Source organism: Streptomyces sp. NRRL F-525 (assembly GCF_000716605.1).
Classification (GTDB): Bacteria; Actinomycetota; Actinomycetes; order Streptomycetales; family Streptomycetaceae; genus Streptomyces.
Window position 1 is genome coordinate 182051 of the sequence record NZ_JNXE01000011.1, and the last position, 24917, is coordinate 206967.

Here is a 24917-nt window from a genome sequence, read left to right on the forward strand (position 1 = left end):
ACAGGTGCGGTTTGTCGGCCGGGCCCCGAATCCCCGATGATGATCTCGGCGGAGGCGCTGGCAGACCGTGTTGATCGGGCCATGAACGGCCGGTGAACACGGGCTTGAGAGCATCCGATAGCCTCTGCCGACATGCCGCCCGGGTGCCACCCGAAGGGCGCCACCACCATGCACATGACCGGCGCCCGAGCGTCGGACCCAGGGAGTGAGTTCGGTTGCCGACCGCCATCCTCACCGGTCAGCCGGTCCCCGGATCGTCGATCGAGGGCGATCTGCGGTCGCTCGGCTTCGACGTCCGGACCGCCGCCGACACCACCGAGGCGGAGACGCTCCTCGCGGCGGTCCCCGGTGACCAGCGGGTCGCCGTGGTGGACGCCCGCTTCGTCGGCCACCCGCACGCGCTGCGCCTGGGCCTCACCGACCCCCGCTTCCCGCTCGCCGCGGTACCGGGGGCCGTCACCGCCCAGCCGGCCGGACGCCAGGCCCTGACCCGCGCGGTCGCCCGCGAGCACTCGGCCGGCGGCGGCACGACCCTCCTCGACAACCTCGCCGACCGCGTCGTCACCGCCCTCGACGCCGACGGCTGCGCCGTGCACCGCCCCGAGCTGGGCAGCCTCGTCGCCACGGTCCCCGCCGACCCGCAGGCCCGCAACGAGGCACGCCAGGCGGTGGCCGCCGTCGACGACGAGGCCGTACGCCTGAAGTCGGCCGTGAAGTCCCGCGACGGCTTCTTCACCACCCACTTCATCAGCCCGTACTCCCGCTACATCGCGCGCTGGTGCGCCCGCCACGGCCTCACCCCGAACCAGGTCACCACCGCGTCCCTGCTCACCGCGCTCATCGCGGCCGGCAGCGCGGCCACCGGGACCCGGGCCGGCTACGTCGTGGCCGGCGTACTGCTCCTGTGCTCCTTCGTCCTCGACTGCGTCGACGGACAGATCGCCCGCTACGCCCTGAAGTACTCCACGCTCGGCGCCTGGCTCGACGCCACCTTCGACCGCGCCAAGGAGTACGCCTACTACGCGGGCCTCGCGCTCGGAGCGGCCCGGAGCGGCGACGACGTATGGGCGCTGGCACTCGGCGCGATGATCCTGCAGACCTGTCGGCACGTCGTGGACTTCTCCTTCACCGAGGCCAACCACGACGCCACGGCCAACACCAGCCCCACCGCCGCCCTCTCCGACAAGCTCGACAGCGTCGGCTGGACGGTCTGGCTGCGCCGGATGATAGTGCTGCCCATCGGCGAACGATGGGCGATGATCGCCGTCCTCACGGCCGCGACGACCCCCCGCATCACCTTCTACGTCCTCCTCGTCGGCTGCGCCTTCGCGGCGACGTACACGACGGCGGGCCGGGTGCTGCGCTCGTTGACCCGCAGGGCGACCCGGACGGACCGGGCGGCACAGGCGCTGGCGGACCTGGCGGACAGCGGGCCGCTGGCCCACCTGCTGGTGCGCCCGGGGAAGACATACGCGCGCGTGGCGGTCGTCGTCGCCGCCCTCGGTGCCGTCCTGGTGACGGGTTCGGCGCTTCTGTGGGGTGCCGGCTGGCAGAACGTCGTGTGTGCCGTGCTCTACGTCCTTTTCTCCGCGGCAGCCGTCGCCCGCCCCCTCAAGGGCTCCCTCGACTGGCTGGTCCCCCCGTTCTTTCGGGCGGCCGAATACTGCACCGTCCTCATCCTCGCGGCTGAAGCGGAGGTAAACGGAGCACTGCCGGCGGCTTTCGGCCTGGTGGCCGCCGTCGCCTACCATCACTACGACACGGTGTACCGCATCCGCGGCAATGCCGGGGCGTCTCCGGCCTGGCTGGTGCGCGCCATCGGGGGGCACGAAGGGCGGACGCTGCTCGTCACCGTTCTCGCCGCCGCGCTCACCGCGTCGCAGTTCACGGTCGCGCTCACGGTCCTGGCCGTGGCCGTGGCCCTGCTGGTGCTCGTCGAGAGCATCCGCTTCTGGGTGTCCGCAGGGGCGCCCGCCGTACACGATGAAGGAGAACCCGCATGATCGGCCTCGTGCTGGCGGCCGGCGCCGGACGGCGTCTGCGCCCCTACACCCACAGCCTTCCCAAGGCTCTGGTGCCGGTGGGGCCCGCGGGTATAGAGGGCGAACCGACGGTCCTGGACCTCACCCTCGGCAACTTCGCCGAGATCGGTCTGACCGAGGTCGCGATCATCGTCGGCTACCGCAAGGAGGCCGTCTACGAGCGCAAGGCGGCCCTCGAGGCGAAGTACGGCCTCAAGCTCACCCTCATCGACAACGACAAGGCCGAGGAGTGGAACAACGCCTACTCCCTCTGGTGCGGACGTGACGCGCTCAAGGACGGCGTGATCCTCGCCAACGGCGACACCGTCCACCCGGTCTCCGTCGAGCGCACGCTGCTGGCCGCCCGCGGCGACGGCAAGAAGATCATCCTCGCGCTGGACACCGTCAAGTCCCTTGCGGACGAGGAGATGAAGGTCGTCGTCGACCCCGCCAAGGGCATGACGAAGATCACCAAGCTGATGGATCCCGCCGAGGCGACCGGTGAGTACATCGGCGTCACCCTCATCGAGGGCGACGCCACCGCCGAACTCGCCGACGCGCTCAAGACCGTGTGGGAGACCGACCCGCAGCAGTTCTACGAGCACGGCTACCAGGAGCTCGTGAACCGCGGCTTCCGGATCGACGTGGCCCCGATCGGCGACGTCAAGTGGGTCGAGATCGACAACCACGACGACTTGGCCAAGGGTCGGGAGATCGCGTGCCTGTACTGACCCGGCTGATTCCCTCGCCCGTCGTCGTGGACATCCGCCCGGGTGCCCTCGACGACCTGGCCGGTGTCCTCGCCGACCAGCGCGTCTCGCACTCCGGCCGGCTCGCGGTCGCCGTCAGTGGCGGCTCCGGCGCCCGGCTGCGCGCGCGCCTGGAACCGAGCCTGCCCGGCGCCACCTGGTACGAGGTCGGCGGCGGCACCCTGGATGACGCGATCCGGCTGGCCGGCGACATGAAGGCCGGTCACTACGACGCGGTCGTGGGCCTCGGCGGCGGCAAGATCATCGACTGCGCCAAGTTCGCCGCGGCGCGCATCGGCCTGCCGCTGGTCGCCGTACCGACGAACCTCGCGCACGACGGCCTGTGCTCGCCGGTCGCGACCCTCGACAACGACGCGGGCCGCGGCTCCTACGGTGTGCCGAACCCGATCGCCGTCGTCATCGACCTCGACGTGATCCGTGAGGCACCGGTCCGCTTCGTGCGGGCGGGCATCGGGGACGCGATCTCCAACATCTCCGCGATCGCGGACTGGGAGCTCGCGAACCGCGTCAAGGGCGAGAAGATCGACGGGCTCGCCGCGGCCATGGCACGCCAGGCGGGCGAGGCCGTGCTGCGCCACCCGGGCGGGGTCGGCGACAACGCCTTCCTCCAGGTGCTGGCAGAGGCGCTCGTCCTCAGCGGTATCGCCATGTCGGTGTCGGGCGACTCACGCCCGTCCTCCGGTGCCTGCCACGAGATCAACCACGCCTTCGACCTGCTCTTCCCCAAACGCGCTGCCGCCCACGGCGAGCAGTGCGGACTGGGCGCGGCCTTCGCCATGTACCTCCGCGGGGCCCACGAGGAATCGGCCTACATGGCCGAGGTGCTGCGCCGGCACGGACTGCCGGTGCTGCCGGAGGAGATCGGGTTCACGGTGGACGAGTTCGTCCGCGCCGTGGAGTTCGCCCCCGAGACCCGCCCCGGCCGCTACACCATCCTCGAACACCTCGACCTGAAAACCGACCAGATCAAGGACATCTACGCCGACTATGTCAAGGCCATCGGTAGCTGAACTCCGTCCCGTCGTCCACCCCGCTGGGGTGAAGGACCGGCGCAGCGGTGAGCACTGGATGGGACGCCTCTACATGCGTGAGGTGTCTCTGCGGGTCGACCGCTACCTGGTGAACACCAGGGTCTCGCCCAACCAGCTCACGTACCTGATGACCGTCTTCGGCGTGCTCGCCGCCCCGGCGCTGCTGGTGCCGGGGATCACGGGCGCCGTGCTCGGCGTGGTGTGCGTCCAGATGTATCTGCTGCTGGACTGCGTCGACGGCGAGATCGCCCGCTGGCGCAAGCAGTACTCGCTCGCCGGGGTCTACCTCGACCGGGTCGGCGCCTATCTGACCGACGCCGCCGTGCTGGTGGGCTTCGGGCTGCGCGCGGCCGACCTGTTCGGCAGCGGCCGTATCGACTGGCTGTGGGCCTTCCTCGGGACGCTGGCCGCGCTCGGCGCGATCCTCATCAAGGCCGAGACCGACCTGGTCGGCGTCGCCCGGCACCAGACCGGCAAGGCACCGGTCCAGGAGGCCGCGGCCGAGATGCGGTCCTCCGGGATGGCGCTGGCCCGCCGGGCCGCCGCCGCCTTCAAGTTCCACCGGCTCATCCTCGGCATCGAGGCGACCCTGCTGATCCTGGTCCTCGCGATCGTCGACCAGATCCGCGGCGACCTGTACTTCTCGCGGCTCGGCGTCGCCGTACTGGCCGGCATCGCGCTGCTGCAGACCCTGCTGCACCTGGTGTCGATCCTCGCGTCGAGCAGGCTGAAGTGAGCGGCATGAAGGTCGGCGCGGTGATCATCACCATGGGCAACCGCCCCGACGAACTGCGGGCACTGCTCGACTCGGTCGCCAAGCAGGACGGCGACCGGGTCGAGGCGGTGGTCGTCGGCAACGGCTCGCCCGTCCCGGACGTCCCCGCGGGCGTCCGGACCATAGAACTGCCCGAGAACCTCGGCATCCCCGGCGGCCGCAACATCGGCCTGGAGGCCTTCGGGCCCGCCGGTCGCGAGGTCGACATAGTGATGTTCCTCGACGACGACGGGCTCCTCGCCCAGCACGACACCGCCGAGCTGTGCCGGCAGGCCTTCGCCGCCGACCCCCGCCTCGGCATCATCAGCTTCCGCATCGCCGACCCGGAGACGGGTGTCACCCAGCGCCGCCACGTCCCGCGCCTGCGCGCCTCCGACCCGATGCGCTCCTCCCGGGTCACCACCTTCCTCGGCGGCGCCAACGCCGTCCGCACGAAGGTCTTCGCCGAGGTCGGCGGACTCCCGGACGAGTTCTTCTACGCCCATGAGGAGACGGACCTCGCCTGGCGGGCCCTCGATGCGGGCTGGATGATCGACTACCGGTCCGACATGGTCCTGTACCACCCGACCACCGCCCCTTCGCGGCACGCGGTCTACCACCGCATGGTCGCCCGCAACCGCGTCTGGCTGGCCCGCCGCAACCTCCCCACCCCCCTCGTCCCCGTCTACCTCGGGGTATGGCTGCTGCTCACCCTCCTGCGCCGCCCCTCGCGCCCGGCGCTGCAGGCCTGGTTCGGCGGGTTCAAGGAGGGCTGGACCACTCCGTGCGGTCCGCGCCGGCCCATGCGGTGGCGTACGGTGTGGCGCCTGACCCGGCTGGGCCGTCCTCCGGTCATCTGACAAGCTCGGGGCGCGCGTCACCGCGCGCGGGACGCGCGGCCGACCCCTCGAAACGTATCCGGCGGCGGATACGTGTCAGTTCCTGTAGCACAATTCTGTAAGACGAACGCAAGACAGTCGTAAGACGAATCCGAAAATGAAGGCATCCACCCTTGAGTGAGACAACGCATGACGGCGGAGTCGCGGTGAGCCCGCGTCCGTCGCCCGACGAAGGCCTCACGGCGGCGCAGCTGTCCGCCAAGTACGGGCTGACGGTGAGCGGTGCCCGCCCCGGACTCGCCGAGTACGTCCGCCAGCTCTGGGGACGCCGGCACTTCATCCTCGCCTTCTCCCAGGCGAAGCTGACGGCCCAGTACAGCCAGGCGAAGCTCGGCCAGCTCTGGCAGGTGGCCACACCGCTGCTGAACGCGGCCGTGTACTTCTTCATCTTCGGCGTCATCCTGAAGGCCAGCCGGGGCATGTCCCGGGACGTGTACATCCCGTTCCTGGTCACGGGCGTCTTCGTGTTCACCTTCACGCAGAGCTCGATCATGGCGGGCGTCCGCGCGATCTCCGGCAACCTCGGCCTGGTGCGCGCGCTGCACTTCCCGCGCGCCTCGCTGCCGATCTCCTTCGCTCTCCAGCAGCTCCAGCAGCTGCTGTTCTCGATGGTCGTGCTGTTCATCATCGTCGTGGGCTTCGGCAGCTACCCGAGTCTGTCCTGGCTGCTGATCGTCCCGGTCCTGGTGCTGCAGTTCCTCTTCAACACCGGGCTCGCGCTGATCGTGGCGCGGATGGGCGCCAAGACCCCGGACCTCGCGCAGCTGATGCCGTTCATGCTGCGCACCTGGATGTACGCGTCGGGCGTCATGTTCTCCATCAGCACGATGATGGAGGGCCGCTCCGAGGTGTTCGTCCGCATCCTGCAGGTGAACCCGGCGGCCATCTACATGGACCTGATGCGCTTCGCGCTCATCGACGGCTACGGCTCGTCGAACCTGCCGCCGCACGTCTGGGCCATCGCCGCCTTCTGGGCCGTGGTCCTGTTCGCCGGCGGCTTCGTGTACTTCTGGCAGGCGGAGGAGAGGTACGGCCGTGGCTGAGCAGAACGTCGAGCAGACCCCCCGGGATCTGGTCCCCACCGTCATCGCGGACGAGCTGCACATCGTCTACCGCGTGCACGGTGCCAAGACCGGCAAGGGCAGCGCCACCTCCGCCCTCAGCCGCATAGTCAAGCGCGGCGAGGAGCGCGGGGTGCGCAAGGTGCACGCCGTCAAGGGCGTCTCCTTCGTCGCCTACCGCGGCGAGGCCGTCGGCCTCATCGGCTCGAACGGCTCCGGCAAGTCGACCCTGCTGCGCGCCATCGCGGGCCTGCTCCCGGCCGAGAAGGGCCGGGTCTACACGAACGGCCAGCCTTCGCTGCTGGGTGTGAACGCGGCTCTGATGAACGACCTCACCGGCGAGCGCAACGTCATCCTGGGCGGGCTCGCCATGGGCATGTCCCGCGAGCAGGTCCGGGAGCGCTACCAGGAGATCGTCGACTTCTCCGGCATCAACGAGAAGGGCGACTTCATCACCCTCCCGATGCGCACGTACTCCTCCGGTATGGCGGCCCGGCTGCGTTTCTCCATCGCGGCGGCGAAGGACCACGACGTCCTGATGATCGACGAGGCGCTGGCCACCGGCGACCGCAAGTTCCAGGTCCGCTCCGAGGAGCGCATCCGCGAGCTGCGCAAGTCCGCGGGCACGGTGTTTCTCGTCAGTCACAACAACAAGTCGATCCGCGACACCTGCGACCGGGTGCTGTGGCTGGAACGCGGCGAACTGCGGATGGACGGTCCGACCGACGAGGTTCTCAAGGAGTACGAGAAGTTCACGGGCAAGTAGTCCCCGCGCATAGCGGGCGCAAAAGCCCAGAACGCTTCCCAGAGCCCCGCCGGAACTGTTCCGGCGGGGCTCCGCGTCTGCAAAGGAAACGTCAACTCGGCCCGGCCCAAGGAATCTTGACGCCAATCGGTGTGTTGTTGTGATGTGCAGGACACCCCGAGGAAGCTCGCTGCGTTGTACAACGTAAGCTGTACCGGTGCCGAATAGCGGCAAGTGGGGCGATAATGCGCGACACCCTTCTGCGGGTAAGCCTGCGTCTAACCGTGCGGACGACTGGGCGGCGTGTCCGAAATAGTGTGTATTGGGTCGGCAGTGTAGAACGGGAGATGTGACGGCAATGGCTACGGAAACTCCCCAGCTCACCGAAGCATGCGCCGTCCCCGCCCCTGGCAGTGAGCGGTGACGGGAACCGGCTCCGCCGGCACCGGTGATCCGGAGCGCGGCACACTCGACAAGGCCGCGGGTGAGAACTTCCCCGTGGCGCCTTTCTTCCTGCCCAGAGCCTGGCGCACCGATCTCATGGCGGTGTACGGATTCGCCCGCCTCGTCGACGACATCGGTGACGGCGATCTGGCCCCCGGCGGCGCCGACGCCCGCCTGCTCGGCGTGTCACCCGCGGACGCCGAGGACCGCCTGCTCCTCCTCGACGCCTTCGAGGCCGATCTGCACCGCGTCTTCGACGGCACCCCCGGCCACCCCCTGCTGCGCCGCCTCCAGCCGACCGTCCGCCGGTGCGCGCTGACCCCCGAGCCCTTCCTCGGCCTGATCGCCGCGAACCGCCAGGACCAGCTCGTCACGCGCTACGAGACCTACGACGATCTCCTCGCCTACTGCGAACTGTCCGCGAACCCGGTCGGCCGCCTGGTCCTCGGCGTCACCGGCACCGAGACCCCCGAGCGGGTCCGGCTCTCCGACGCGATCTGCACCGCACTTCAGATCGTCGAACACCTGCAGGACGTGGCCGAGGACCTCGGCAACGACCGCATCTACCTGCCCGCCCAGGACATGAAGCGCTTTCACGTCCAGGAAGCGGATCTCGCCACGCCCTCCGCGGGCGCATCGGTGCGCGCACTGGTTGCATACGAAGCAGAACGCGCCCGCGATCTCCTGAATGAAGGCGCCCCCCTGGTGGGTAGCGTCCACGGCAGACTGAAGCTGCTGCTCGCGGGGTTCGTGGCGGGGGGAAGGGCGGCGATCCGAGCGATCGTCGCCGCTGAATACGACGTACTTCCCGGCCCGCCCAAGCCCGGCAAGATCCAGTTGCTGCGTGAGGTGGGCGTGACTCTGCGAGGAGAGGGGTGATCCGCAGCGTGGAGTCTGCACCGCACATGTCCGCACCGGTACTCGCCGCCTACAGCTACTGCGAGGCCGTCACCGGTCAGCAGGCACGTAACTTCGCGTACGGCATCAGACTGCTGCCGACGCCCAAGCGCCGCGCGATGTCGGCGCTCTACGCGTTCTCCCGGCGCGTCGACGACATCGGCGACGGCGCACTGCCGACCGACGTGAAGTCGGCCCGTCTCGAGGACACCCGGGCGCTGCTCACCCGGGTCCGCGAGGGCAAGGTCGAGGAGGACGACACCGACCCGGTCGCGGTCGCCCTCGCGCACACGGCCGAGGCCTTCCCGGTCCCGCTCGACGGCCTGGACGAGCTCATCGACGGCGTCCTGCTGGACGTCCGCGGCGAGACCTACGAGACCTGGGACGACCTGAAGGTCTACTGCCGGTGTGTCGCGGGCGCGATCGGCCGGCTCTCGCTCGGCGTCTTCGGCACCGAGCCGGGCGCGCGCGGCGTCGAACGCGCCTCGGAGTACGCCGACACGCTGGGGCTCGCGCTCCAGCTCACCAACATCCTCAGGGACGTCCGCGAGGACGCCGAGAACGGCCGGACCTACCTCCCCGCCGACGACCTCGCGAAGTTCGGCTGCTCGGCCGGGTTCAACGGACCGACGCCGCCCGAGGGCTCCGACTTCGCGGGTCTCGTGCACTTCGAGGTGCGCCGGGCCCGCACCCTCTTCGCCGAGGGCTACCGGCTGCTCCCCATGCTCGACCGCCGCAGCGGCGCCTGTGTCGCCGCGATGGCCGGCATCTACCGCCGCCTCCTGGACCGCATCGAGCGCGAGCCGGAGGCCGTCCTGCGCGGCCGCGTCTCCCTGCCCGGCCGCGAGAAGGCCTACGTCGCGGTGCGCGGCCTGTCCGGACTCGACACCCGGCACGTCACGCGGCGGACCCTCAGGAGGCGCACCTGATGGACAAAGTGGGCCAAGGTGACGCCACCGGAGAAAAACGGCAGGCAACCCTCCGGTGCGAAGCGGCGTCCCTGACTGCAACGGTCCGCCGTGGCTGGTTCGAGTGCCTCGGTGGGCGCGCAGGGGGGAGTGCACGATGAGCGACGGGACGGGGCCCGAAGGGCTGCCCGCCGAGTCGGCGACGGGACCGGCCGGACGGCATGCCGTCGTGATCGGCGGCGGACTCGCCGGCATCACCTCCGCGCTCGCGCTCGCCGACGCCGGCGTCCGCGTCACCCTGCTCGAAGGCCGCCCGCGCCTGGGTGGACTCGCCTTCTCCTTCCAGCGCGGCGACCTCACCGTGGACAACGGCCAGCATGTGTACCTGCGCTGCTGCACCGCCTACCGCTGGTTCCTCGACCGCATCGAGGGCGCGGCGCTGGCTCCCCTGCAGGATCGTCTCGACGTGCCCGTACTCGACGTGAACCGCCCTGAGGGGCGCCGCCTCGGCAGGCTGCGGCGCGACGCGCTGCCCGTGCCGCTGCATCTGGGGCGCAGCCTCGCGACGTACCCGCATCTCTCGTTCGCGGAGCGCGCCAAAGTAGGACGTGCCGCGCTCGCGCTCAAGGGACTCGACCTCGCCGATCCGGCCCTGGACGCGCAGAACTTCGGCAGCTGGCTGACCGCGCACGGTCAGTCGGCGCGTGCCGTCGAGGCACTGTGGGACCTGGTCGGGGTCGCCACCCTCAACGCGGTCGCGGGCGACTCCTCGCTCGCCCTGGCCGCGATGGTGTTCAAGACCGGTCTGCTCTCCGACCCGGGCGCGGCCGACATCGGCTGGGCACACGTCCCGCTGGGCGAACTGCACGACCGGCTCGCGCGCAAGGCGCTCGACTCCGCGGGCGTGCGCACCGAAGTCCGTACACGCGTCACCTCCATCTCTACAGACGAGAACGGCCGGTGGAGCGTTCACTGCCCCGGCGAGACTCTTCAGGCCGACACCGTCGTGCTCGCCGTACCGCAGCGCGAGGCCCACGATCTGCTGCCCGACGGCGCCCTGGACGACCCCGGGCGACTGCTCGCGATCGACACCGCGCCGATCCTGAACGTCCATGTCGTCTACGACCGCAAGGTGCTCGCCCGGCCGTTCTTCGCGGCGCTGGGCACCCCGGTGCAGTGGGTGTTCGACCGGACCGACGCGTCCGGGCTGAAGGACGGCCAGTATCTGGCGCTGTCCCAGTCCGCCGTGCACGACGAGATCGACGCGCCCGTGGCCGAGCTGCGCGAGCGCTACCTGCCCGAGCTGGAGCGGCTGCTGCCCGGTGCGCGCGGCGCCGAGGTGAAGGACTTCTTCGTGACCAGGGAGCGTACGGCGACGTTCGCTCCCGCCCCCGGCGTCGGACGGCTGCGGCCCGGCGCCCGCACCAAGGCCCCCGGCCTGTACCTGGCCGGAGCGTGGACCGCCACAGGGTGGCCCGCGACCATGGAGAGTGCGGTCCGCAGTGGGGTGAGCGCGGCGGACGCCGCACTCGCCGCCCTGGGCCGGCCCCGCCCCCGTCACCTCTTCGAAGTCGAGGAGGCGGCGTGATGCTCGATCAGCAGGCGGCAGGCGACCCCCGCACCTTCGGTAGCGCGACAAGAGGAGAGACTGTGCCCACTGTGCCCCCGGCCGAGACGGCTGCCGACGCGGTGGACGTGTCCGCGCTCCTGGAGCGCGGCCGGACCCTTGCCACACCGGTACTGCGGGCGGCCGTGGACCGTCTGGCTCCCCCCATGGACACCGTTTCCGCCTACCACTTCGGCTGGATCGACGCCGAGGGCAACCCGGCGGACGGCGACGGCGGCAAGGCCGTACGCCCCGCGCTCGCCGTGCTCTCCGCCGAGGTCACCGGCGCCTCGCCCGAGACCGGCATCCCGGGCGCCGTCGCCGTCGAACTGGTCCACAACTTCTCGCTGCTGCACGACGACCTGATGGACGGCGACGAGCAGCGCCGCCACCGCGACACCGTCTGGAAGGTGCACGGCCCCTCCCAGGCCATCCTCGTCGGCGACGCCCTGTTCGCGCTGGCCAACGAGGTGCTGCTGGAGCTCGGCACCGTCGAGGCCGGCCGCGCCACCCGCCGTCTGACCACCGCGACCCGCGCCCTCATCGACGGCCAGGCGCAGGACATCTCCTACGAGCACCGCGACCGCGTCAGCGTGGAGGAGTGCCTGGAGATGGAGGGCAACAAGACCGGAGCCCTGCTCGCCTGCGCCTCCTCCATCGGGGCCGTGCTCGGCGGTGCGGACGACCGCACCGCCGACGTCCTGGAGAAGTACGGCCACCACCTCGGCCTGGCCTTCCAGGCCGTCGACGACCTCCTCGGCATCTGGGGCGACCCGGAGTCCACCGGGAAGCAGACCTGGAGCGATCTGCGCCAGCGCAAGAAGTCCCTGCCCGTGGTGGCGGCGCTCGCGGCGGGCGGACCCGCCTCCGAGCGGCTCGGCGAGATCCTCGCCGCCGACGCCAAGAGCAGCGACTTCGAGAACTTCTCCGAGGAGGAGTTCGCGGCCCGCGCCGCGCTCATCGAGGAGGCCGGCGGCCGCGAGTGGACCGCCGAAGAGGCACGCCGTCAGCACACCATCGCCATCGAGGTCCTCGACGCCATCGACATGCCCGACCGGGTTCGGGCGCAGTTCACGGCGCTCGCCGACTTCGTCGTCGTACGAAAGAGATGATCACTATCGGTCGAATAGCCCTCGCGTAGTCGCCGGCCGGTGCTGCGAACGAACGAGTACCGGCCGACGGCGGACCCACAGCAGAGACATGCCACTGCACGAAGGGGAAGCCATGACAGCGACGACCGACGGAAGCACCGGGGCCATGCCTCCCCGTGTTGCCGCGGCCAGCGAAACCGACATCAACACCCCCGTGGCGGCCGGGGTGCACGACGCCGCCGCACACGCCGTACAACGCGCCACCGACTTCCTCCTCTCGCAGCAGGACGCCCAGGGCTGGTGGAAGGGCGACCTCGAGACGAACGTCACGATGGACGCCGAGGATCTGCTGCTCCGTCAGTTCCTGGGCATCCGCGACGAGTCGACGACCCAGGCCGCCGCACTCTTCATCCGCGGCGAGCAGCGCGAGGACGGCACCTGGGCCAGCTTCTACGGCGGACCCGGTGAACTCTCCACCACCATCGAGGCGTACGTCGCGCTCCGCCTGGCCGGGGACGCGCCGGACGCCCCGCACATGGCGAAGGCGTCCGCGTGGGTCCGCGAGCGGGGCGGGATCGCCGCGGCCCGCGTCTTCACCCGGATCTGGCTCGCGCTGTTCGGCTGGTGGAAGTGGGACGACCTGCCCGAACTCCCGCCGGAACTCCTGTACTTCCCGACCTGGGTACCGCTCAACATCTACGACTTCGGATGCTGGGCCCGGCAGACCATCGTGCCGCTCACCGTCGTCTCCGCGAAGCGGCCGGTACGGCCCGCGCCCTTCCCGCTCGACGAGCTGCACACCGACGCGGACAACCCGAACCCGGTCAAGCCCCTTGCCCGGGTGGCGAGTTGGGACGGCGCCTTCCAACGGCTCGACAAGGCGCTGCACCTCTACCGCAAGGTGGCTCCGCGCAAGCTGCGCGGGTCCGCGATGAAATCTGCGGCGCGCTGGATCATCGAGCGGCAGGAGAACGACGGCTGCTGGGGCGGCATCCAGCCGCCGGCCGTGTACTCGGTGATCGCCCTGCACCTGCTGGGCTACGACCTCGAACACCCCGTGATGCGCGCGGGACTTGAGTCGCTGGACCGGTTCGCGGTCTGGCGCGAGGACGGGGCCCGGATGATCGAGGCCTGCCAGTCCCCGGTGTGGGACACCTGCCTCGCGACCATCGCGCTCGCCGACGCGGGCGTGCCGGCCGACCACCCCCAACTGGTCAAGGCCGCCGACTGGATGCTCGGGGAGGAGATCGTCCGCCCCGGCGACTGGGCGGTCAAGCGCCCCCAACTGCCGCCCGGCGGCTGGGCGTTCGAGTTCCACAACGACAACTACCCCGACATCGACGACACCGCCGAGGTCGTGCTCGCGCTGCGCCGGGTCAGACATCACGACCCGGAACGGCTCGACCGGGCCGCCGGACGCGCGGTCCGCTGGAACCTCGGAATGCAGTCGAAGAACGGCGGTTGGGGCGCCTTCGACGTCGACAACACCAGCCCCTTCCCCAACCGGCTGCCGTTCTGCGACTTCGGCGAGGTGATCGACCCGCCGTCGGCGGACGTCACCGCGCACGTCGTCGAGATGCTCGCCGTCGAGGGCCTCGCCCACGACCCGCGCACCCGGCGCGGCATCGAGTGGCTGCTCGCCGAACAGGAGGCGGACGGCTCGTGGTTCGGCCGCTGGGGCGTCAACTACGTATACGGCACAGGGTCGGTGGTGCCCGCCCTCGCCGCCGCCGGGATCCCCGGCTCGCACCCCGCGATCCGGCGCGCGGTCACCTGGCTGGAGACCGTGCAGAACGACGACGGCGGCTGGGGCGAGGACCTGCGCTCCTACAAGTACGCCAAGGAATGGAGCGGCCGGGGCGCCTCCACCGCCTCGCAGACGGCCTGGGCGCTGATGGCCCTGCTCGCGGCGGGGGAGCGCGACTCCAAGGCCGTAGAACGCGGCATCGAGTGGCTCGCGGCGACCCAGCGGGAGGACGGGTCCTGGGACGAGCCCTACTTCACCGGCACGGGCTTCCCGTGGGACTTCTCCATCAACTACCACCTCTACCGGCAGGTCTTCCCGCTCACCGCGCTCGGGCGCTACGTGCACGGAGAACCGTTCTCCCAGACCCCGTTCTCCCCGGCCAAGGGGGGCTGATGGGCAGACAGTCCGCCGGACCGCCGCTGCTGATCGCCTGCGCGCTCGGCATCGAGCGCCTCGCCCTGCGCGCGGGCGACCGCTCCGGCGCCGACGGACCGGTCACCTTCCTCAGGACCGGGATGGGGCCCCAGGCGGCCGAGGAGGCCGTCACCCGGCGTCTCGCCGAGCCGGCGCTGGCCGGGGCCGCCGTACTGGCCACCGGCTTCTGCGCCGGACTCGCCCCCGGTATGCACCCCGGCGACCTCGTGGTCGCCGAGGAGACCAGGGAGGCGCGCGGAACCGTTCCGTGCGTCGGTACCGAGCTGCTCGTCAAGGAACTGGTGCGGGCCCTGCCCGGCCGCACCGTCCACACCGGCCCCCTGACCGGTTCCGATCACATCGTCCGCGGTCAGGAACGGTCGGATCTGCTCGCGACCGGCGCGATCGCGGTCGACATGGAATCGGCGGCCACGCTGCTGAGCGCCGTGCGTACGGGCGCGCGCCCGGTTGCGGCCGTACGGGTGGTCGTGGACGCTCCTGAACATGAACTCGTCCGGATCGGCACGGTGCGCGGTGGAATATCGGCTTTCCGCGTTCTTCGATCCGTTCTTCCCGCTTTTTTCGAATGGCACCGTTCTTTGCTGCTCCCTCGGAGGTGAGCCAGATGGCCATGCCGCTGCGCCAGACAATCAAGGTCGCTACATACTTGGCTGAACAGAAGCTCCGCAAGAGGGACAAGTTCCCCCTGATCGTGGAGCTGGAACCTCTCTTCGCATGCAACCTGAAGTGCGAGGGCTGCGGCAAGATCCAGCACCCGGCGGGCGTGCTCAAGCAGCGCATGCCGGTGGCCCAGGCCGTCGGAGCGGTGCTCGAGTCCGGTGCGCCGATGGTGTCCATCGCGGGCGGCGAGCCCCTGATGCACCCTCAGATCGACGAGATCGTGCGGCAGTTGGTGGCGAAGAAGAAATACGTCTTCCTCTGCACCAACGCGATGCTGCTCCGCAAGAAGCTCGACAAGTTCACGCCCTCGCCGTACTTCGCGTTCGCGGTGCACATCGACGGGCTGCGCGAGCGGCACGACGAGTCCGTCGCGAAGGAGGGTGTGTTCGACGAGGCGGTGGAGGCGATGAAGGAGGCCAAGAAGCGCGGCTTCCGGGTCACCACGAACTCGACGTTCTTCAACACGGACACCCCGCAGACCATCATCGAGGTCCTGAACTTCCTCAACGACGACATCAAGGTCGACGAGATGATGATCTCGCCCGCCTACGCCTACGAGAAGGCGCCCGACCAGGAGCACTTCCTGGGCGTCGCGCAGACCCACGAGCTGTTCAAGAAGGCCTTCGCGGGCGGCAACCGGCGCAAGTGGCGGCTGAACCACTCGCCGCTCTTCCTGGACTTCCTGGAGGGCAAGGTCGACTTCCCGTGCACGGCCTGGGCGATCCCGAACTACTCGCTCTTCGGCTGGCAGCGCCCCTGCTACCTGATGAGCGACGGGTACGTGCCCACGTACCGCGAGCTGATCGAGGACACCGACTGGGACAAGTACGGCCGCGGCAAGGACCCGCGCTGCGCCAACTGCATGGCGCACTGCGGCTACGAGCCCACCGCCGTCCTCGCCACCATGGGCTCCCTCAAGGAGTCCCTGCGGGCCATGCGCGAGACCGTCGCCGGAAACCGCGACTGACGCCATGACCGCAGTGTCCCTGGGCGTCCCCGAGATGCCGGTCCGGCCGATCGCCGCGCGACGTGTGTCGCGGCAGATCCAGGTCGGATCGGTGGCGGTCGGGGGCGGGGCCCCCGTCTCGGTCCAGTCGATGACGACGACGCGTACGTCGGACATCGGCGCCACCCTCCAGCAGATCGCCGAACTCACCGCGTCCGGCTGCCAGATCGTCCGCGTCGCCTGCCCCACGCAGGACGACGCGGATGCGTTGGCGACGATCGCGCGCAAGTCGCAGATCCCGGTGATCGCGGACATCCACTTCCAGCCCAAGTACGTCTTCGCCGCAATCGAGGCCGGGTGTGCGGCAGTTCGCGTCAATCCCGGCAACATCAAGCAGTTCGACGACAAGGTCAAGGAGATCGCGCGGGCCGCGACGGACCACGGCACGCCGATCCGGATCGGGGTCAACGCCGGTTCCCTGGACCGGCGGTTGCTCCAGAAGTACGGCAAGGCGACGCCCGAGGCGCTCGTCGAGTCGGCGCTGTGGGAGGCGTCCCTCTTCGAGGAGCACGGCTTCCGCGACATCAAGATCTCCGTCAAGCACAACGACCCCGTGGTGATGGTCAACGCCTACCGGCTGCTGGCCGCGCAGAGCGACTATCCGCTGCACCTCGGGGTCACCGAGGCCGGGCCCGCCTTCCAGGGCACGATCAAGTCGGCGGTCGCCTTCGGGGCGCTGCTCAGCGAGGGCATCGGCGACACGATCCGGGTGTCGCTGTCCGCCCCGCCGGTGGAGGAGGTCAAGGTCGGCCTCCAGATCCTGGAGTCGCTGAACCTCAAGCCCCGCCGGCTGGAGATCGTGTCGTGCCCGTCCTGCGGGCGCGCCCAGGTGGACGTCTACAAGCTCGCCGACGAGGTCACGGCCGGGCTTGAGGGCATGGAGGTGCCGTTGCGCGTCGCGGTCATGGGCTGCGTCGTGAACGGCCCCGGTGAGGCGCGGGAGGCGGACCTCGGGGTCGCCTCCGGCAACGGCAAGGGGCAGATCTTCGTCAAGGGTGAGGTCATCAAGACCGTGCCCGAGTCGAAGATCGTGGAGACCCTCATCGAGGAGGCGATGAAGATCGCCGAACAGATGGAGCAGGACGGCGTCGCGGCGGGGGAGCCGGCCGTCACCGTGAGCTGAAACAGCACGGACCGAAGGGGGCCCGACGTGACGATCCTGGAGAGCATCCGGCAACCACGCGACCTGAAGTCGCTGTCCGAGGCGGAACTCGGCGAACTGTCCGAAGAGATAAGGGAGTTCCTGGTCCACGCGGTGGCCAGGACCGGCGGACACCTCGGGCCCAATCTGGGCGTGGTGGAACTGACCATCGCGCTGCACCGGGTCTTCGAGTCCCCGACCGACCGCATCCTCTGGGACACGGGTCACCAGAGCTACGTACACAAGATCCTGACGGGCCGTCAGGACTTCTCGAAGCTGCGCGGCAAGGGCGGCCTGTCCGGCTACCCCTCGCGCGAGGAGTCCGAGCACGACGTCATCGAGAACAGCCACGCCTCCACCGCGCTCGGCTGGGCCGACGGCCTCGCCAAGGCCCGCCAGGTACAGGGCGAGAAGGGCCATGTCGTCGCGGTCATCGGCGACGGCGCGCTCACCGGCGGCATGGCGTGGGAGGCGCTGAACAACATCGCCGCCGCCAAGGACCGGCCGCTGATCATCGTCGTCAACGACAACGAGCGGTCCTACTCGCCCACCATCGGCGGCCTCGCCAACCACCTGGCCACCCTGCGCACGACCGACAGCTACGAGCAGGTCCTCGCCTGGGGCAAGAGCGTCCTGCTGCGCACCCCGGTCGTCGGCAACACCATCTACGAGTCGCTGCACGGCGCGAAGAAGGGCTTCAAGGACGCGTTCGCCCCGCAGGGCATGTTCGAGGACTTGGGTCTCAAGTACGTCGGCCCGATCGACGGACACGACATCGGCGCCGTCGAGTCCGCGCTGCGCCGCGCGAAACGCTTCCACGGCCCGGTCCTCGTCCACTGCCTCACGGAGAAGGGCCGCGGCTACGAACCCGCCCTCGCCCACGAGGAGGACCACTTCCACACCGTCGGCGTGATGGACCCGCTCACCTGCGCACCCCTCGCCCCCTCCAACGGCCCTTCCTGGACCAGCGTGTTCGGCGACGAGATCCTGCGCATCGGGGAGGAACGCGACGACGTCGTGGCCATCACGGCCGCCATGCTGGACCCCGTCGGCCTCGGCAAGTTCGCCGCGAAGTTCCCCGACCGGGTCTGGGACGTCGGCATCGCAGAACAGCACGCGGCGGTGTCGGCGGCGGGCCTCGCGACCGGCGGGCTCCATCCCGTCGTCGCCGTCTACGCCACCTTCCTCAACCGCGCCTTCGACCAGCTCCTGATGGACGTGGCACTGCACCGCTGCGGGGTGACGTTCGTCCTGGACCGCGCCGGGGTGACGGGAGTTGACGGAGCGTCACACAACGGCATGTGGGACATGTCCATCCTCCAGGTGGTGCCGGGGCTGCGCATCGCAGCGCCGCGTGACGCCGACCAACTCCGGGCGCAGCTACGGGAAGCGGTCGCCGTCGACGACGCGCCGACCCTCGTCCGCTTCCCGAAGGAGTCGGTCGGACCGGAGATCCCGGCGATCGACCGCGTGGGCGGCCTCGACGTCCTGCACCGGGGCGCCGAGACCCCCGAGGTGCTGCTCGTCGCGGTGGGCGTGATGGCGCCGGTCTGCCTCCAGGCCGCCGAACTCCTCGAAGCGCGGGGCATCAACTGCACGGTCGTGGACCCCCGTTGGGTCAAACCCGTCGACCCGGCGCTTCCGGGCCTCGCCGCGGAGCACCGGTTGGTGGCCGTCGTAGAGGACAACAGCCGTGCCTCCGGCGTCGGCGCCGCCGTGGCGCTGGCGCTCGGGGACGCCGAAGTCGACGTCCCCGTACGGCGGTTCGGCATCCCGGAGCAGTTCCTCGCGCACGCCAAACGCGGGGAGGTGCTCGCTGACATCGGCCTCACACCCGTCGAGGTCGCCGGACGGATCAGCGCAAGCCTGGCGGTCAAGGACACGAACGCCGGCACAGCCAAGGAGAAACCCGAATGACCAAGGAGTTCGACCTCACCGCGCTGCTGGCCGAGCGCGGAGCCGAGCGCTACGAGCTGCACGCCAAGTACCTCAACCACCAGCTCCCGCGCATGCTGCACACCATCGGCTTCGACAAGGTCTACGAGCGGGGCGAGGGCGCCTACTTCTGGGACGCGGACGGCAACGACTACCTGGACATGCTCGCCGGGTTCGGGGTGATGGGCCTGGGGCGCCACCACCCCGTCGTCCGCAAGGCGGTGCACGACGTCCTCGACGCCCAGCTCGCCGACCTCACCCGCTTCGACTGCCAGCCGCTGCCCGGTCTGCTCGCCGAGCAACTCCTCACCCACAGCCCGCACTTGGACCGGGTGTTCTTCGGTAACAGCGGTACGGAGGCGGTCGAGACCGCGCTCAAGTTCGCCCGCTACGCCACCGGGAAACCCCGCGTCCTGTACTGCGACCACGCCTTCCACGGCCTGACCACCGGCTCGCTCTCGGTCAACGGCGAGGACGGCTTCCGGGACGGCTTCGCCCCGCTGCTGCCGGACACGGCCGTGCCGCTCGGCGATCTCGACGCCCTGGCACGGGAGTTGAAGAAGGGCGACGTCGCCGCCCTCGTCGTCGAGCCGATCCAGGGCAAGGGCGTCCACGAGGCCCCGCCCGGCTATCTGCGCGCCGCGCAGGAACTCCTGCACCAGCACAAGGCGTTGCTCATCGCCGACGAGGTGCAGACCGGCCTCGGCCGGACCGGTGACTTCTACGCCTACCAGCACGAGGAGGGCGTGGAACCGGACTTGGTGTGCGTGGCCAAGGCGTTGTCCGGCGGCTATGTGCCGGTCGGTGCCACCATCGGCAAGGACTGGATCTTCAAGAAGGTCTACTCGTCCATGGACCGCGTGCTGGTCCACTCGGCGAGCTTCGGGGCCAACGCCCAGGCCATGGCGGCCGGGCTCGCCGTGCTGTCGGTCATGGAGAACGAGCAGATCGTCGCCAACGCCCGTGCCACCGGGGACCAGTTGAGGTCCAGGCTCGCCGCGCTGGTCGACAAGTACGAGCTGCTCGCCGACGTCCGCGGCCGGGGGCTGATGATCGGCATCGAGTTCGGCAGGCCCAAGTCGTTGAAGCTGCGCAGCCGTTGGGCGATGCTGCAGGCCGCGCGCAAGGGGCTGTTCGCGCAGATGGTGGTCGTGCCGTTGTTGCAGCGGCACCGGATCCTCACCCAGGTCTCCGGCGACCACCTGGAGGTCATCAAGCTGATCCCGCCGCTGATCATCGGCGAGCGGGAGGTGGACCGGTTCGTGGACGCGTTCACCGCCGTGATGGACGACGCGCACAGTGGTGGCGGGCTGATGTGGGACTTCAGCAAGACGCTGGTGAAGCAGGCGGTGGCGAACCGGTAGCGGTGGCCAACCGGTAGGGGTCTCTGCCGGGCGCCGTGGGTGGGTGCTGCGGATTTTTGCCTCTGAGGCAAGGGATTTGCCTCGGGGGCAAGCCTGCGGCTGAATGGAGAGCATGAGCTCTCCCGAGACCGAGCCGGAACCGTCGGCCGGGCCGGTCGAAGACCTGCCGGCCACCGTCGCACCACAGCTCCGGGCCCTGCGCCGCCGCGCCTCCCTCACCCTGGAGGCGGCCGCCCGCTCGGCCGGGCTCTCGCCCGCCCATCTCTCCCGTCTGGAGACCGGGCAGCGCCAGCCCTCGCTGCCGATGCTGCTCGCGCTGGCCCGCATCTACGGTACGACAGTCTCGGATCTGCTCGGCGAGACGGTCACCGACCGGGAGGCCGTGGTCCGCGCCGCCGACATGGAACCGACCCGGGCGGGCGGCTGGACCTACTGGCAGGCGGGCGCCCCCGGCCGCGGGATGCAGTCGCTGCGCGTGCGCATCCCGCACGGCTCCCAGGGTGACATCGTGCGCGTGCACCCCGGCGAGGAGTGGCTGTACGTCCTCACGGGCCGGCTGCGGCTGCGCCTCGGCGACACCGCGCACATCCTCGCGCCGGGCGACAGCGCGCACTTCGACTCGCTGACCCCGCACCGCCTCGCCGCCGCCGACGAGGACGGCGTCGAGGTCCTGTTCGTCCACACCCTGCTGCAGAGCCCCACGGCCACCCTGTGCCTGGGCCCGATCACCGGAGAGACGCCATGAGCGGCAACAACATCGAGGACAAGTTCCCCCGCGCCCTGTGGGTGCGGCTCATCATCTACATCGCCGTCGGCCACGTCTTCGCGGGCTTCATCTACCTGCTGTTCTCCGTGGGCGCCAAGTAGCCCGCCGCGGCGGCGAGTTCAGCCGCTTCAGTCGAGCAGGCGCTCGCGCAGCCGCTCCCGGATCTCCGGGGTGATCCCCAGTCCCTGTTCCAGGTACGCGTCGACGCTGCCCCAGGTCTCCTCGACGGTCTCGAAGGCCGCCGTCAGATACTCGGCGCGGGCGTCGAAGAGGGGGCTGAGGAGCTCCATCACCTCGGGGGAGTAGGCCGAGGCGGCGGAGCCGCTGCGGCGCACCTTGTAGCGGCGGTGCTTCGCGTTCGACTCCAGGTAGTCGGTCACGATCGCCTCGCGCTCCACGCCCACGGCGAGCAGCGTCACGGCTATCGACAGGCCCGCGCGGTCCTTGCCCGCCGCGCAGTGCATCAGCGCGGGAACGCTGTCCTCCGCGAGTGCGTGCAGCACCTGGGAGTGCTCGGCGGTGCGCTCCTTGACGATCGTGCGGTACGAGGCGATCATCCGGTTCGCGCCCTTGTCGCCGCCGAGGATCCCGCGCAGTTGATCTATCTCGCCGTCGCGGACCATCTTCCAGAACTCGGAGCCGTCCGCCGGGTCCGACAGCGGCAGATTCACGTTGCGCACACCGGGCAGCTCGACGTCGGGACCCTCCAGCTTCTGGTCCGACGCGTTGCGGAAGTCGAAGATCGTGTGCAGGCCCAGCGAGCCGAGGAACGCGGCGTCCTCCTCGGTCGCGTGCGCGAGATGGCCGCTGCGGAACAGCACCCCCTGCCGCACCCGCCGTCCGTCCACCGTCGGAAGTCCGCCCACGTCCCGGAAATTGCGCACTCCGGACAACTCCGGCTCGGTCGACGGAATCTGCTGCGTCACGAGGACTCCTCCCACTCGGCCCGACGGCGCGGCTCACCGGCGGGCACGCTTCCGACGATACGACATCGAATCCACAGGCCATCAGTTGTCCACAGGCGTTGCCTCGCAGGCCCCGGGCCATTGATGATGTTGCTGCTTGAGTGGACTTGTTCGAATCTGTGAGGGGCCTGATGCTGGAGATCGCCGAGAACGGCCGTACGTGGGTCCTGTCGGGCCCCACGAGCAGTTACGCCGTCCATCTCACCGAGGACGACGAGCTGCTCCACCTGCACTGGGGCCCCGCGATCGCGCTCGCCGACGCCGAGGAGCTCGCCGCCCGCCCGCTGCCCGTCGGCTCCTCCTTCGAGTCCCCGCTCGACGGCCGCGAGGAGTACCCCGTCGAGGGCGGCCCCCGCTTCGCCCGCCCGGCCCTGTCCGTGCGCACCCCCGAGCGCCGCGGCACGGAGTGGACCTTCGAGCGGTACGACACCGAGAGCGACGAACTGCGCCTCCGCTTCCGGGACGCCGGCCTCGCGATCACGCTGCACTACCGGACGCGCGGCGGCGTCGTAGAGCGCTGGACGAGCCTCGACAACGACGGGAATGAGGCCCTGGAACTGCTGCGGGCCGACTCCGCCGTGTGGACGCTGCCCGAGCGGGAGGGGTGGCAGCTGTCGCAGCTGCACGGGCGGTGGGCCGCCGAGTCGCGGCTGGTGCGGTCCGGTCTCACCTACGGCGAGAAGGTCATCGGCAGCCGGCGCGGCCACACCGGGCACCAGCACCTGCCCTGGGTCGCCCTCGACACCGACGCGACCGAGGAGCGCGGCGAGGTCTACGGCTGTGCCCTCGGCTGGTCGGGGTCCTGGCGGATCGCCGTGGCCCAACTCCCGGACGCGCGCGTGCAGATCGGCGGCGGTGCCGGGTACGACGACTCCGGGCTGCTGCTCCTGGCGCCGGGGGAGTCCTTCACGACCCCCGTCTTCGCCGGCCTGTGGAGCGACGCCGGCTTCGGGGGCGCCAGCCGCACCTGGCACGCGTACCAGCGGACGTACGTCATCCCGGACGCCGACCAGGACCGGCCGGTGCTCTACAACTCCTGGGAGGCCACCCAGTTCGACATCTCCGAGGACCAGCAGGAGGTGCTCGCGCAGCGCGCGGCGGCCCTCGGGGTCGAGCTCTTCGTGGTCGACGACGGCTGGTTCGGGAAGCGCACGAGCGACCGTGCCGGACTCGGAGACTGGACCCCGAACCCGGACCGCTTCCCCGCAGGGCTCAAGCCCCTCGCCGACCGCGTCCACGCGCTGGGCATGCAGTTCGGCATCTGGGTCGAGCCCGAGATGGTCAACGCGGACAGCGACCTGTACCGCGCCCACCCCGACTGGGTGCAGTACCAAGAGGGGCGAAAGCGGACGGAGTTCCGCAATCAGCTCGTACTGAACCTCGCGCGCGAGGACGTCCAGGAGTACCTCTGGGAGCAGCTCGACGGGCTGCTCTCCAGCGCCCCGATCGACTACGTGAAGTGGGACTTCAACCGCTGCTTCACGGATGCCGGGTGGCCGGGTGACCCCTATCCGCAGCGCCTCTGGGTCGACCATGTGCGCGCGCTGTACGCCCTGTTCGACCGGCTGAGGGCGGCCCACCCGGGGGTGGCCTTCGAGTCCTGCTCGGGCGGCGGCGGCCGGATCGACCTCGGCATCATGAGCCGCACGGACCAGGTGTGGACCTCGGACAACACCGACCCGCTCGACCGGCTCGCCATCCAGCACGGCTTCAGCCAGATCCACCCCGCGCGCGTGATGGCCGCCTGGGTCACCGACAGCCCGAACACCCAGCTCAACGACCGGGTCAGCAGCCTGCGTTTCCGGTTCGTGAGCGCCATGTCCGGGGTCCTCGGAGTCGGCGGCGACCTCTCTGAGTGGACCGAGGAGGAACTCGCCGAGGCCCGCCGCTGGGTCGACCTCTACAAGGAGATCCGGCCGCTCGTGCAGCACGGCGACCTCCACCGGCTGCGCCCGCCGCGCGGCGGACTGAGCGCCGTGCAGTACGTCCGCGGCGACGAGACCGTCGTCCTCGCCCTGCTCCAGTCGCAGCACTACGGCGAGCCGCTGCCGACGCTCCGGCTGCGCGGGCTCGACCCGACAGCGTCGTACGAATGCCTCGAAACGGGCGAAGTCCACCGGGGTGCCGTCCTGTTGCACCACGGACTGCGCACCGGGCTGCGCGGTGACCTCGATGCGACGGTTATCCGCCTGCGTCGCATCTGATCCCTCTGTCCTAATTGCAGCCTTCGTGCCAACTCGCTCTGGAATAAAGGAACCTGAGAGTTGTGCACGTGAGCAGCGTCATATTCGTGACCGTGCGTCGTTCGTCATGTTCACGTAATTGACGTGCTTTTGCAGGGGAATTGAGGGGCTGAGACCTGTGGGAATTCACGGAGGGTGACTGTGAATTCCCACAGGGAAACACAAGGAACGCAAATCCGTGGAACCTCCTGCTTGTCCCTTTGCGTCTTCCTCGCTTACGTTCGCCACCAATCCGGACGGACGCCCAATCCTGCCGCCGACCGGACTCCGCACACACCCACCCGTACGCGGCAGGAGCGGGGGACCCACAGGTACGACGCCTGTTCCGGTCTCCGGAACGGGCTTGGGGTTTAGCCGCGACCAGCGCGCGGCCGGGCATCTCCAGCCCGCACCCGACAGCTCACCTCGCAGGCGCCGGAGAGGAATTC

General features: G+C 70.1%; 22 protein-coding genes and 1 riboswitch. Of the genes, 21 read left to right on the forward strand and 1 reads right to left on the reverse strand.

Going from position 1 to position 24917, the window contains the following annotated elements:
- Positions 1 to 215 precede the first annotated feature (215 nt).
- The 20 genes from OO69_RS18325 to OO69_RS18415 all read left to right on the forward strand — a co-directional run bounded on the left by OO69_RS18325 (position 216) and on the right by OO69_RS18415 (position 21382).
- On the forward strand, positions 216 to 2003 hold the full coding sequence (locus OO69_RS18325) for a DUF5941 domain-containing protein (protein ID WP_033281739.1): 1788 nt from the start codon (positions 216 to 218) through the stop codon (positions 2001 to 2003).
- On the forward strand, positions 2000 to 2752 hold the full coding sequence (locus OO69_RS18330; protein WP_033281740.1) for a sugar phosphate nucleotidyltransferase: 753 nt from the start codon (positions 2000 to 2002) through the stop codon (positions 2750 to 2752). Before OO69_RS18325 ends, OO69_RS18330 begins: the two co-directional genes overlap by 4 nt.
- Positions 2740 to 3801 (forward strand): iron-containing alcohol dehydrogenase family protein, encoded by a 1062-nt coding sequence (locus OO69_RS18335; protein WP_033281741.1) that lies wholly within the window; start codon positions 2740 to 2742, stop codon positions 3799 to 3801. The genes OO69_RS18330 and OO69_RS18335 overlap by 13 nt, the downstream gene beginning before the upstream one ends.
- Positions 3779 to 4558: a CDP-alcohol phosphatidyltransferase family protein gene (locus tag OO69_RS18340; protein WP_078652469.1), complete on the forward strand. Its 780-nt coding sequence runs from the start codon at positions 3779 to 3781 to the stop codon at positions 4556 to 4558. The genes OO69_RS18335 and OO69_RS18340 overlap by 23 nt, the downstream gene beginning before the upstream one ends.
- Positions 4559 to 4563: 5 nt before the next feature.
- Positions 4564 to 5436 (forward strand): glycosyltransferase family 2 protein, encoded by an 873-nt coding sequence (locus OO69_RS18345; RefSeq protein ID WP_033281743.1) that lies wholly within the window; start codon positions 4564 to 4566, stop codon positions 5434 to 5436.
- A gap of 152 nt (positions 5437 to 5588) precedes the next feature.
- Positions 5589 to 6518: an ABC transporter permease gene (locus OO69_RS18350; protein ID WP_033281744.1), complete on the forward strand. Its 930-nt coding sequence runs from the start codon at positions 5589 to 5591 to the stop codon at positions 6516 to 6518.
- Positions 6511 to 7302 carry an ABC transporter ATP-binding protein gene (locus tag OO69_RS18355; protein ID WP_199810975.1) on the forward strand — a complete coding sequence of 264 codons (792 nt, stop codon included), beginning with the start codon at positions 6511 to 6513 and terminating at the stop codon, positions 7300 to 7302. The genes OO69_RS18350 and OO69_RS18355 overlap by 8 nt, the downstream gene beginning before the upstream one ends.
- A gap of 399 nt (positions 7303 to 7701) precedes the next feature.
- Positions 7702 to 8604 carry a squalene synthase HpnC gene (gene hpnC / locus OO69_RS18360; protein ID WP_033281745.1) on the forward strand — a complete coding sequence of 301 codons (903 nt, stop codon included), beginning with the start codon at positions 7702 to 7704 and terminating at the stop codon, positions 8602 to 8604.
- Entirely contained in the window at positions 8601 to 9551 is a 951-nt protein-coding gene (gene hpnD, locus OO69_RS18365; RefSeq protein ID WP_033281746.1) for a presqualene diphosphate synthase HpnD, read from the forward strand. Before hpnC ends, hpnD begins: the two co-directional genes overlap by 4 nt.
- Positions 9551 to 9691, forward strand: a complete 141-nt coding sequence (locus tag OO69_RS53870; protein WP_405846277.1) for a DUF6380 family protein — start codon at positions 9551 to 9553, stop codon at positions 9689 to 9691. Before hpnD ends, OO69_RS53870 begins: the two co-directional genes overlap by 1 nt.
- Positions 9688 to 11118, forward strand: coding sequence for a hydroxysqualene dehydroxylase HpnE (gene hpnE, locus OO69_RS18370; protein WP_051801091.1), 1431 nt, complete (start codon positions 9688 to 9690; stop codon positions 11116 to 11118). Before OO69_RS53870 ends, hpnE begins: the two co-directional genes overlap by 4 nt.
- A 62-nt stretch (positions 11119 to 11180) precedes the next feature.
- Positions 11181 to 12248, forward strand: coding sequence for a polyprenyl synthetase family protein (locus tag OO69_RS18375; RefSeq protein ID WP_033281747.1), 1068 nt, complete (start codon positions 11181 to 11183; stop codon positions 12246 to 12248).
- A 112-nt stretch (positions 12249 to 12360) separates the two neighbouring features.
- Positions 12361 to 14367 carry a squalene--hopene cyclase gene (shc, locus tag OO69_RS18380; RefSeq protein ID WP_033281748.1) on the forward strand — a complete coding sequence of 669 codons (2007 nt, stop codon included), beginning with the start codon at positions 12361 to 12363 and terminating at the stop codon, positions 14365 to 14367.
- Positions 14367 to 15008 (forward strand): 1-hydroxy-2-methyl-2-butenyl 4-diphosphate reductase, encoded by a 642-nt coding sequence (locus OO69_RS18385; protein WP_033281749.1) that lies wholly within the window; start codon positions 14367 to 14369, stop codon positions 15006 to 15008. Before shc ends, OO69_RS18385 begins: the two co-directional genes overlap by 1 nt.
- A gap of 5 nt (positions 15009 to 15013) precedes the next feature.
- The gene (gene hpnH / locus OO69_RS18390) at positions 15014 to 16036 is read left to right on the forward strand and encodes an adenosyl-hopene transferase HpnH (protein WP_033281750.1); all 1023 of its coding nucleotides are present in this window, start codon (positions 15014 to 15016) and stop codon (positions 16034 to 16036) included.
- 4 nt (positions 16037 to 16040) lie between these two features.
- Positions 16041 to 17198 (forward strand): flavodoxin-dependent (E)-4-hydroxy-3-methylbut-2-enyl-diphosphate synthase, encoded by a 1158-nt coding sequence (ispG, locus tag OO69_RS18395; RefSeq protein ID WP_033281751.1) that lies wholly within the window; start codon positions 16041 to 16043, stop codon positions 17196 to 17198.
- A gap of 27 nt (positions 17199 to 17225) precedes the next feature.
- Positions 17226 to 19133 (forward strand): 1-deoxy-D-xylulose-5-phosphate synthase, encoded by a 1908-nt coding sequence (gene dxs / locus OO69_RS18400; protein WP_033281752.1) that lies wholly within the window; start codon positions 17226 to 17228, stop codon positions 19131 to 19133.
- Positions 19130 to 20515 (forward strand): aspartate aminotransferase family protein, encoded by a 1386-nt coding sequence (locus OO69_RS18405; protein WP_033281753.1) that lies wholly within the window; start codon positions 19130 to 19132, stop codon positions 20513 to 20515. The genes dxs and OO69_RS18405 overlap by 4 nt, the downstream gene beginning before the upstream one ends.
- 112 nt (positions 20516 to 20627) lie before the next feature.
- A complete protein-coding gene (locus OO69_RS18410; protein WP_033281754.1) occupies positions 20628 to 21260 on the forward strand; it encodes a helix-turn-helix domain-containing protein in 633 nt (210 codons plus the stop codon).
- Entirely contained in the window at positions 21257 to 21382 is a 126-nt protein-coding gene (locus OO69_RS18415; RefSeq protein WP_033281755.1) for a DUF6126 family protein, read from the forward strand. The genes OO69_RS18410 and OO69_RS18415 overlap by 4 nt, the downstream gene beginning before the upstream one ends.
- A 27-nt stretch (positions 21383 to 21409) precedes the next feature.
- Here OO69_RS18415 and OO69_RS18420 read toward each other — a convergent pair whose 3' ends face one another.
- A complete protein-coding gene (locus tag OO69_RS18420; protein ID WP_033281756.1) occupies positions 21410 to 22207 on the reverse strand; it encodes a tyrosine-protein phosphatase in 798 nt (265 codons plus the stop codon).
- A gap of 170 nt (positions 22208 to 22377) precedes the next feature.
- Here OO69_RS18420 and OO69_RS18425 point away from each other — a divergent pair, with 170 nt between their 5' ends.
- Positions 22378 to 24450, forward strand: coding sequence for an alpha-galactosidase (locus OO69_RS18425; RefSeq protein WP_033281757.1), 2073 nt, complete (start codon positions 22378 to 22380; stop codon positions 24448 to 24450).
- Between the two features lie 303 nt (positions 24451 to 24753).
- Positions 24754 to 24916: riboswitch (cyclic di-AMP (ydaO/yuaA leader) on the forward strand.
- Position 24917: the final 1 nt, after the last annotated feature.

What these genes read in the sequence shown, in the direction of transcription:
- OO69_RS18330 (WP_033281740.1), top strand. Translation starts at nt 2,000, where the DNA reads ATGATCGGCCTCGTGCTGGCGGCCGGCGCCGGACGGCGTCTGCGCCCC.
- OO69_RS18340 (WP_078652469.1), top strand. Translation starts at nt 3,779, where the DNA reads ATGTCAAGGCCATCGGTAGCTGAACTCCGTCCCGTCGTCCACCCCGCT.
- OO69_RS18345 (WP_033281743.1), top strand. Translation starts at nt 4,564, where the DNA reads ATGAAGGTCGGCGCGGTGATCATCACCATGGGCAACCGCCCCGACGAA.
- OO69_RS53870 (WP_405846277.1), top strand. Translation starts at nt 9,551, where the DNA reads ATGGACAAAGTGGGCCAAGGTGACGCCACCGGAGAAAAACGGCAGGCA.
- hpnE (WP_051801091.1), top strand. Translation starts at nt 9,688, where the DNA reads ATGAGCGACGGGACGGGGCCCGAAGGGCTGCCCGCCGAGTCGGCGACG.
- shc (WP_033281748.1), top strand. Translation starts at nt 12,361, where the DNA reads ATGACAGCGACGACCGACGGAAGCACCGGGGCCATGCCTCCCCGTGTT.
- OO69_RS18385 (WP_033281749.1), top strand. Translation starts at nt 14,367, where the DNA reads ATGGGCAGACAGTCCGCCGGACCGCCGCTGCTGATCGCCTGCGCGCTC.
- hpnH (WP_033281750.1), top strand. Translation starts at nt 15,014, where the DNA reads ATGGCCATGCCGCTGCGCCAGACAATCAAGGTCGCTACATACTTGGCT.
- ispG (WP_033281751.1), top strand. Translation starts at nt 16,041, where the DNA reads ATGACCGCAGTGTCCCTGGGCGTCCCCGAGATGCCGGTCCGGCCGATC.
- OO69_RS18405 (WP_033281753.1), top strand. Translation starts at nt 19,130, where the DNA reads ATGACCAAGGAGTTCGACCTCACCGCGCTGCTGGCCGAGCGCGGAGCC.
- OO69_RS18410 (WP_033281754.1), top strand. Translation starts at nt 20,628, where the DNA reads ATGAGCTCTCCCGAGACCGAGCCGGAACCGTCGGCCGGGCCGGTCGAA.
- OO69_RS18415 (WP_033281755.1), top strand. Translation starts at nt 21,257, where the DNA reads ATGAGCGGCAACAACATCGAGGACAAGTTCCCCCGCGCCCTGTGGGTG.
- OO69_RS18425 (WP_033281757.1), top strand. Translation starts at nt 22,378, where the DNA reads ATGCTGGAGATCGCCGAGAACGGCCGTACGTGGGTCCTGTCGGGCCCC.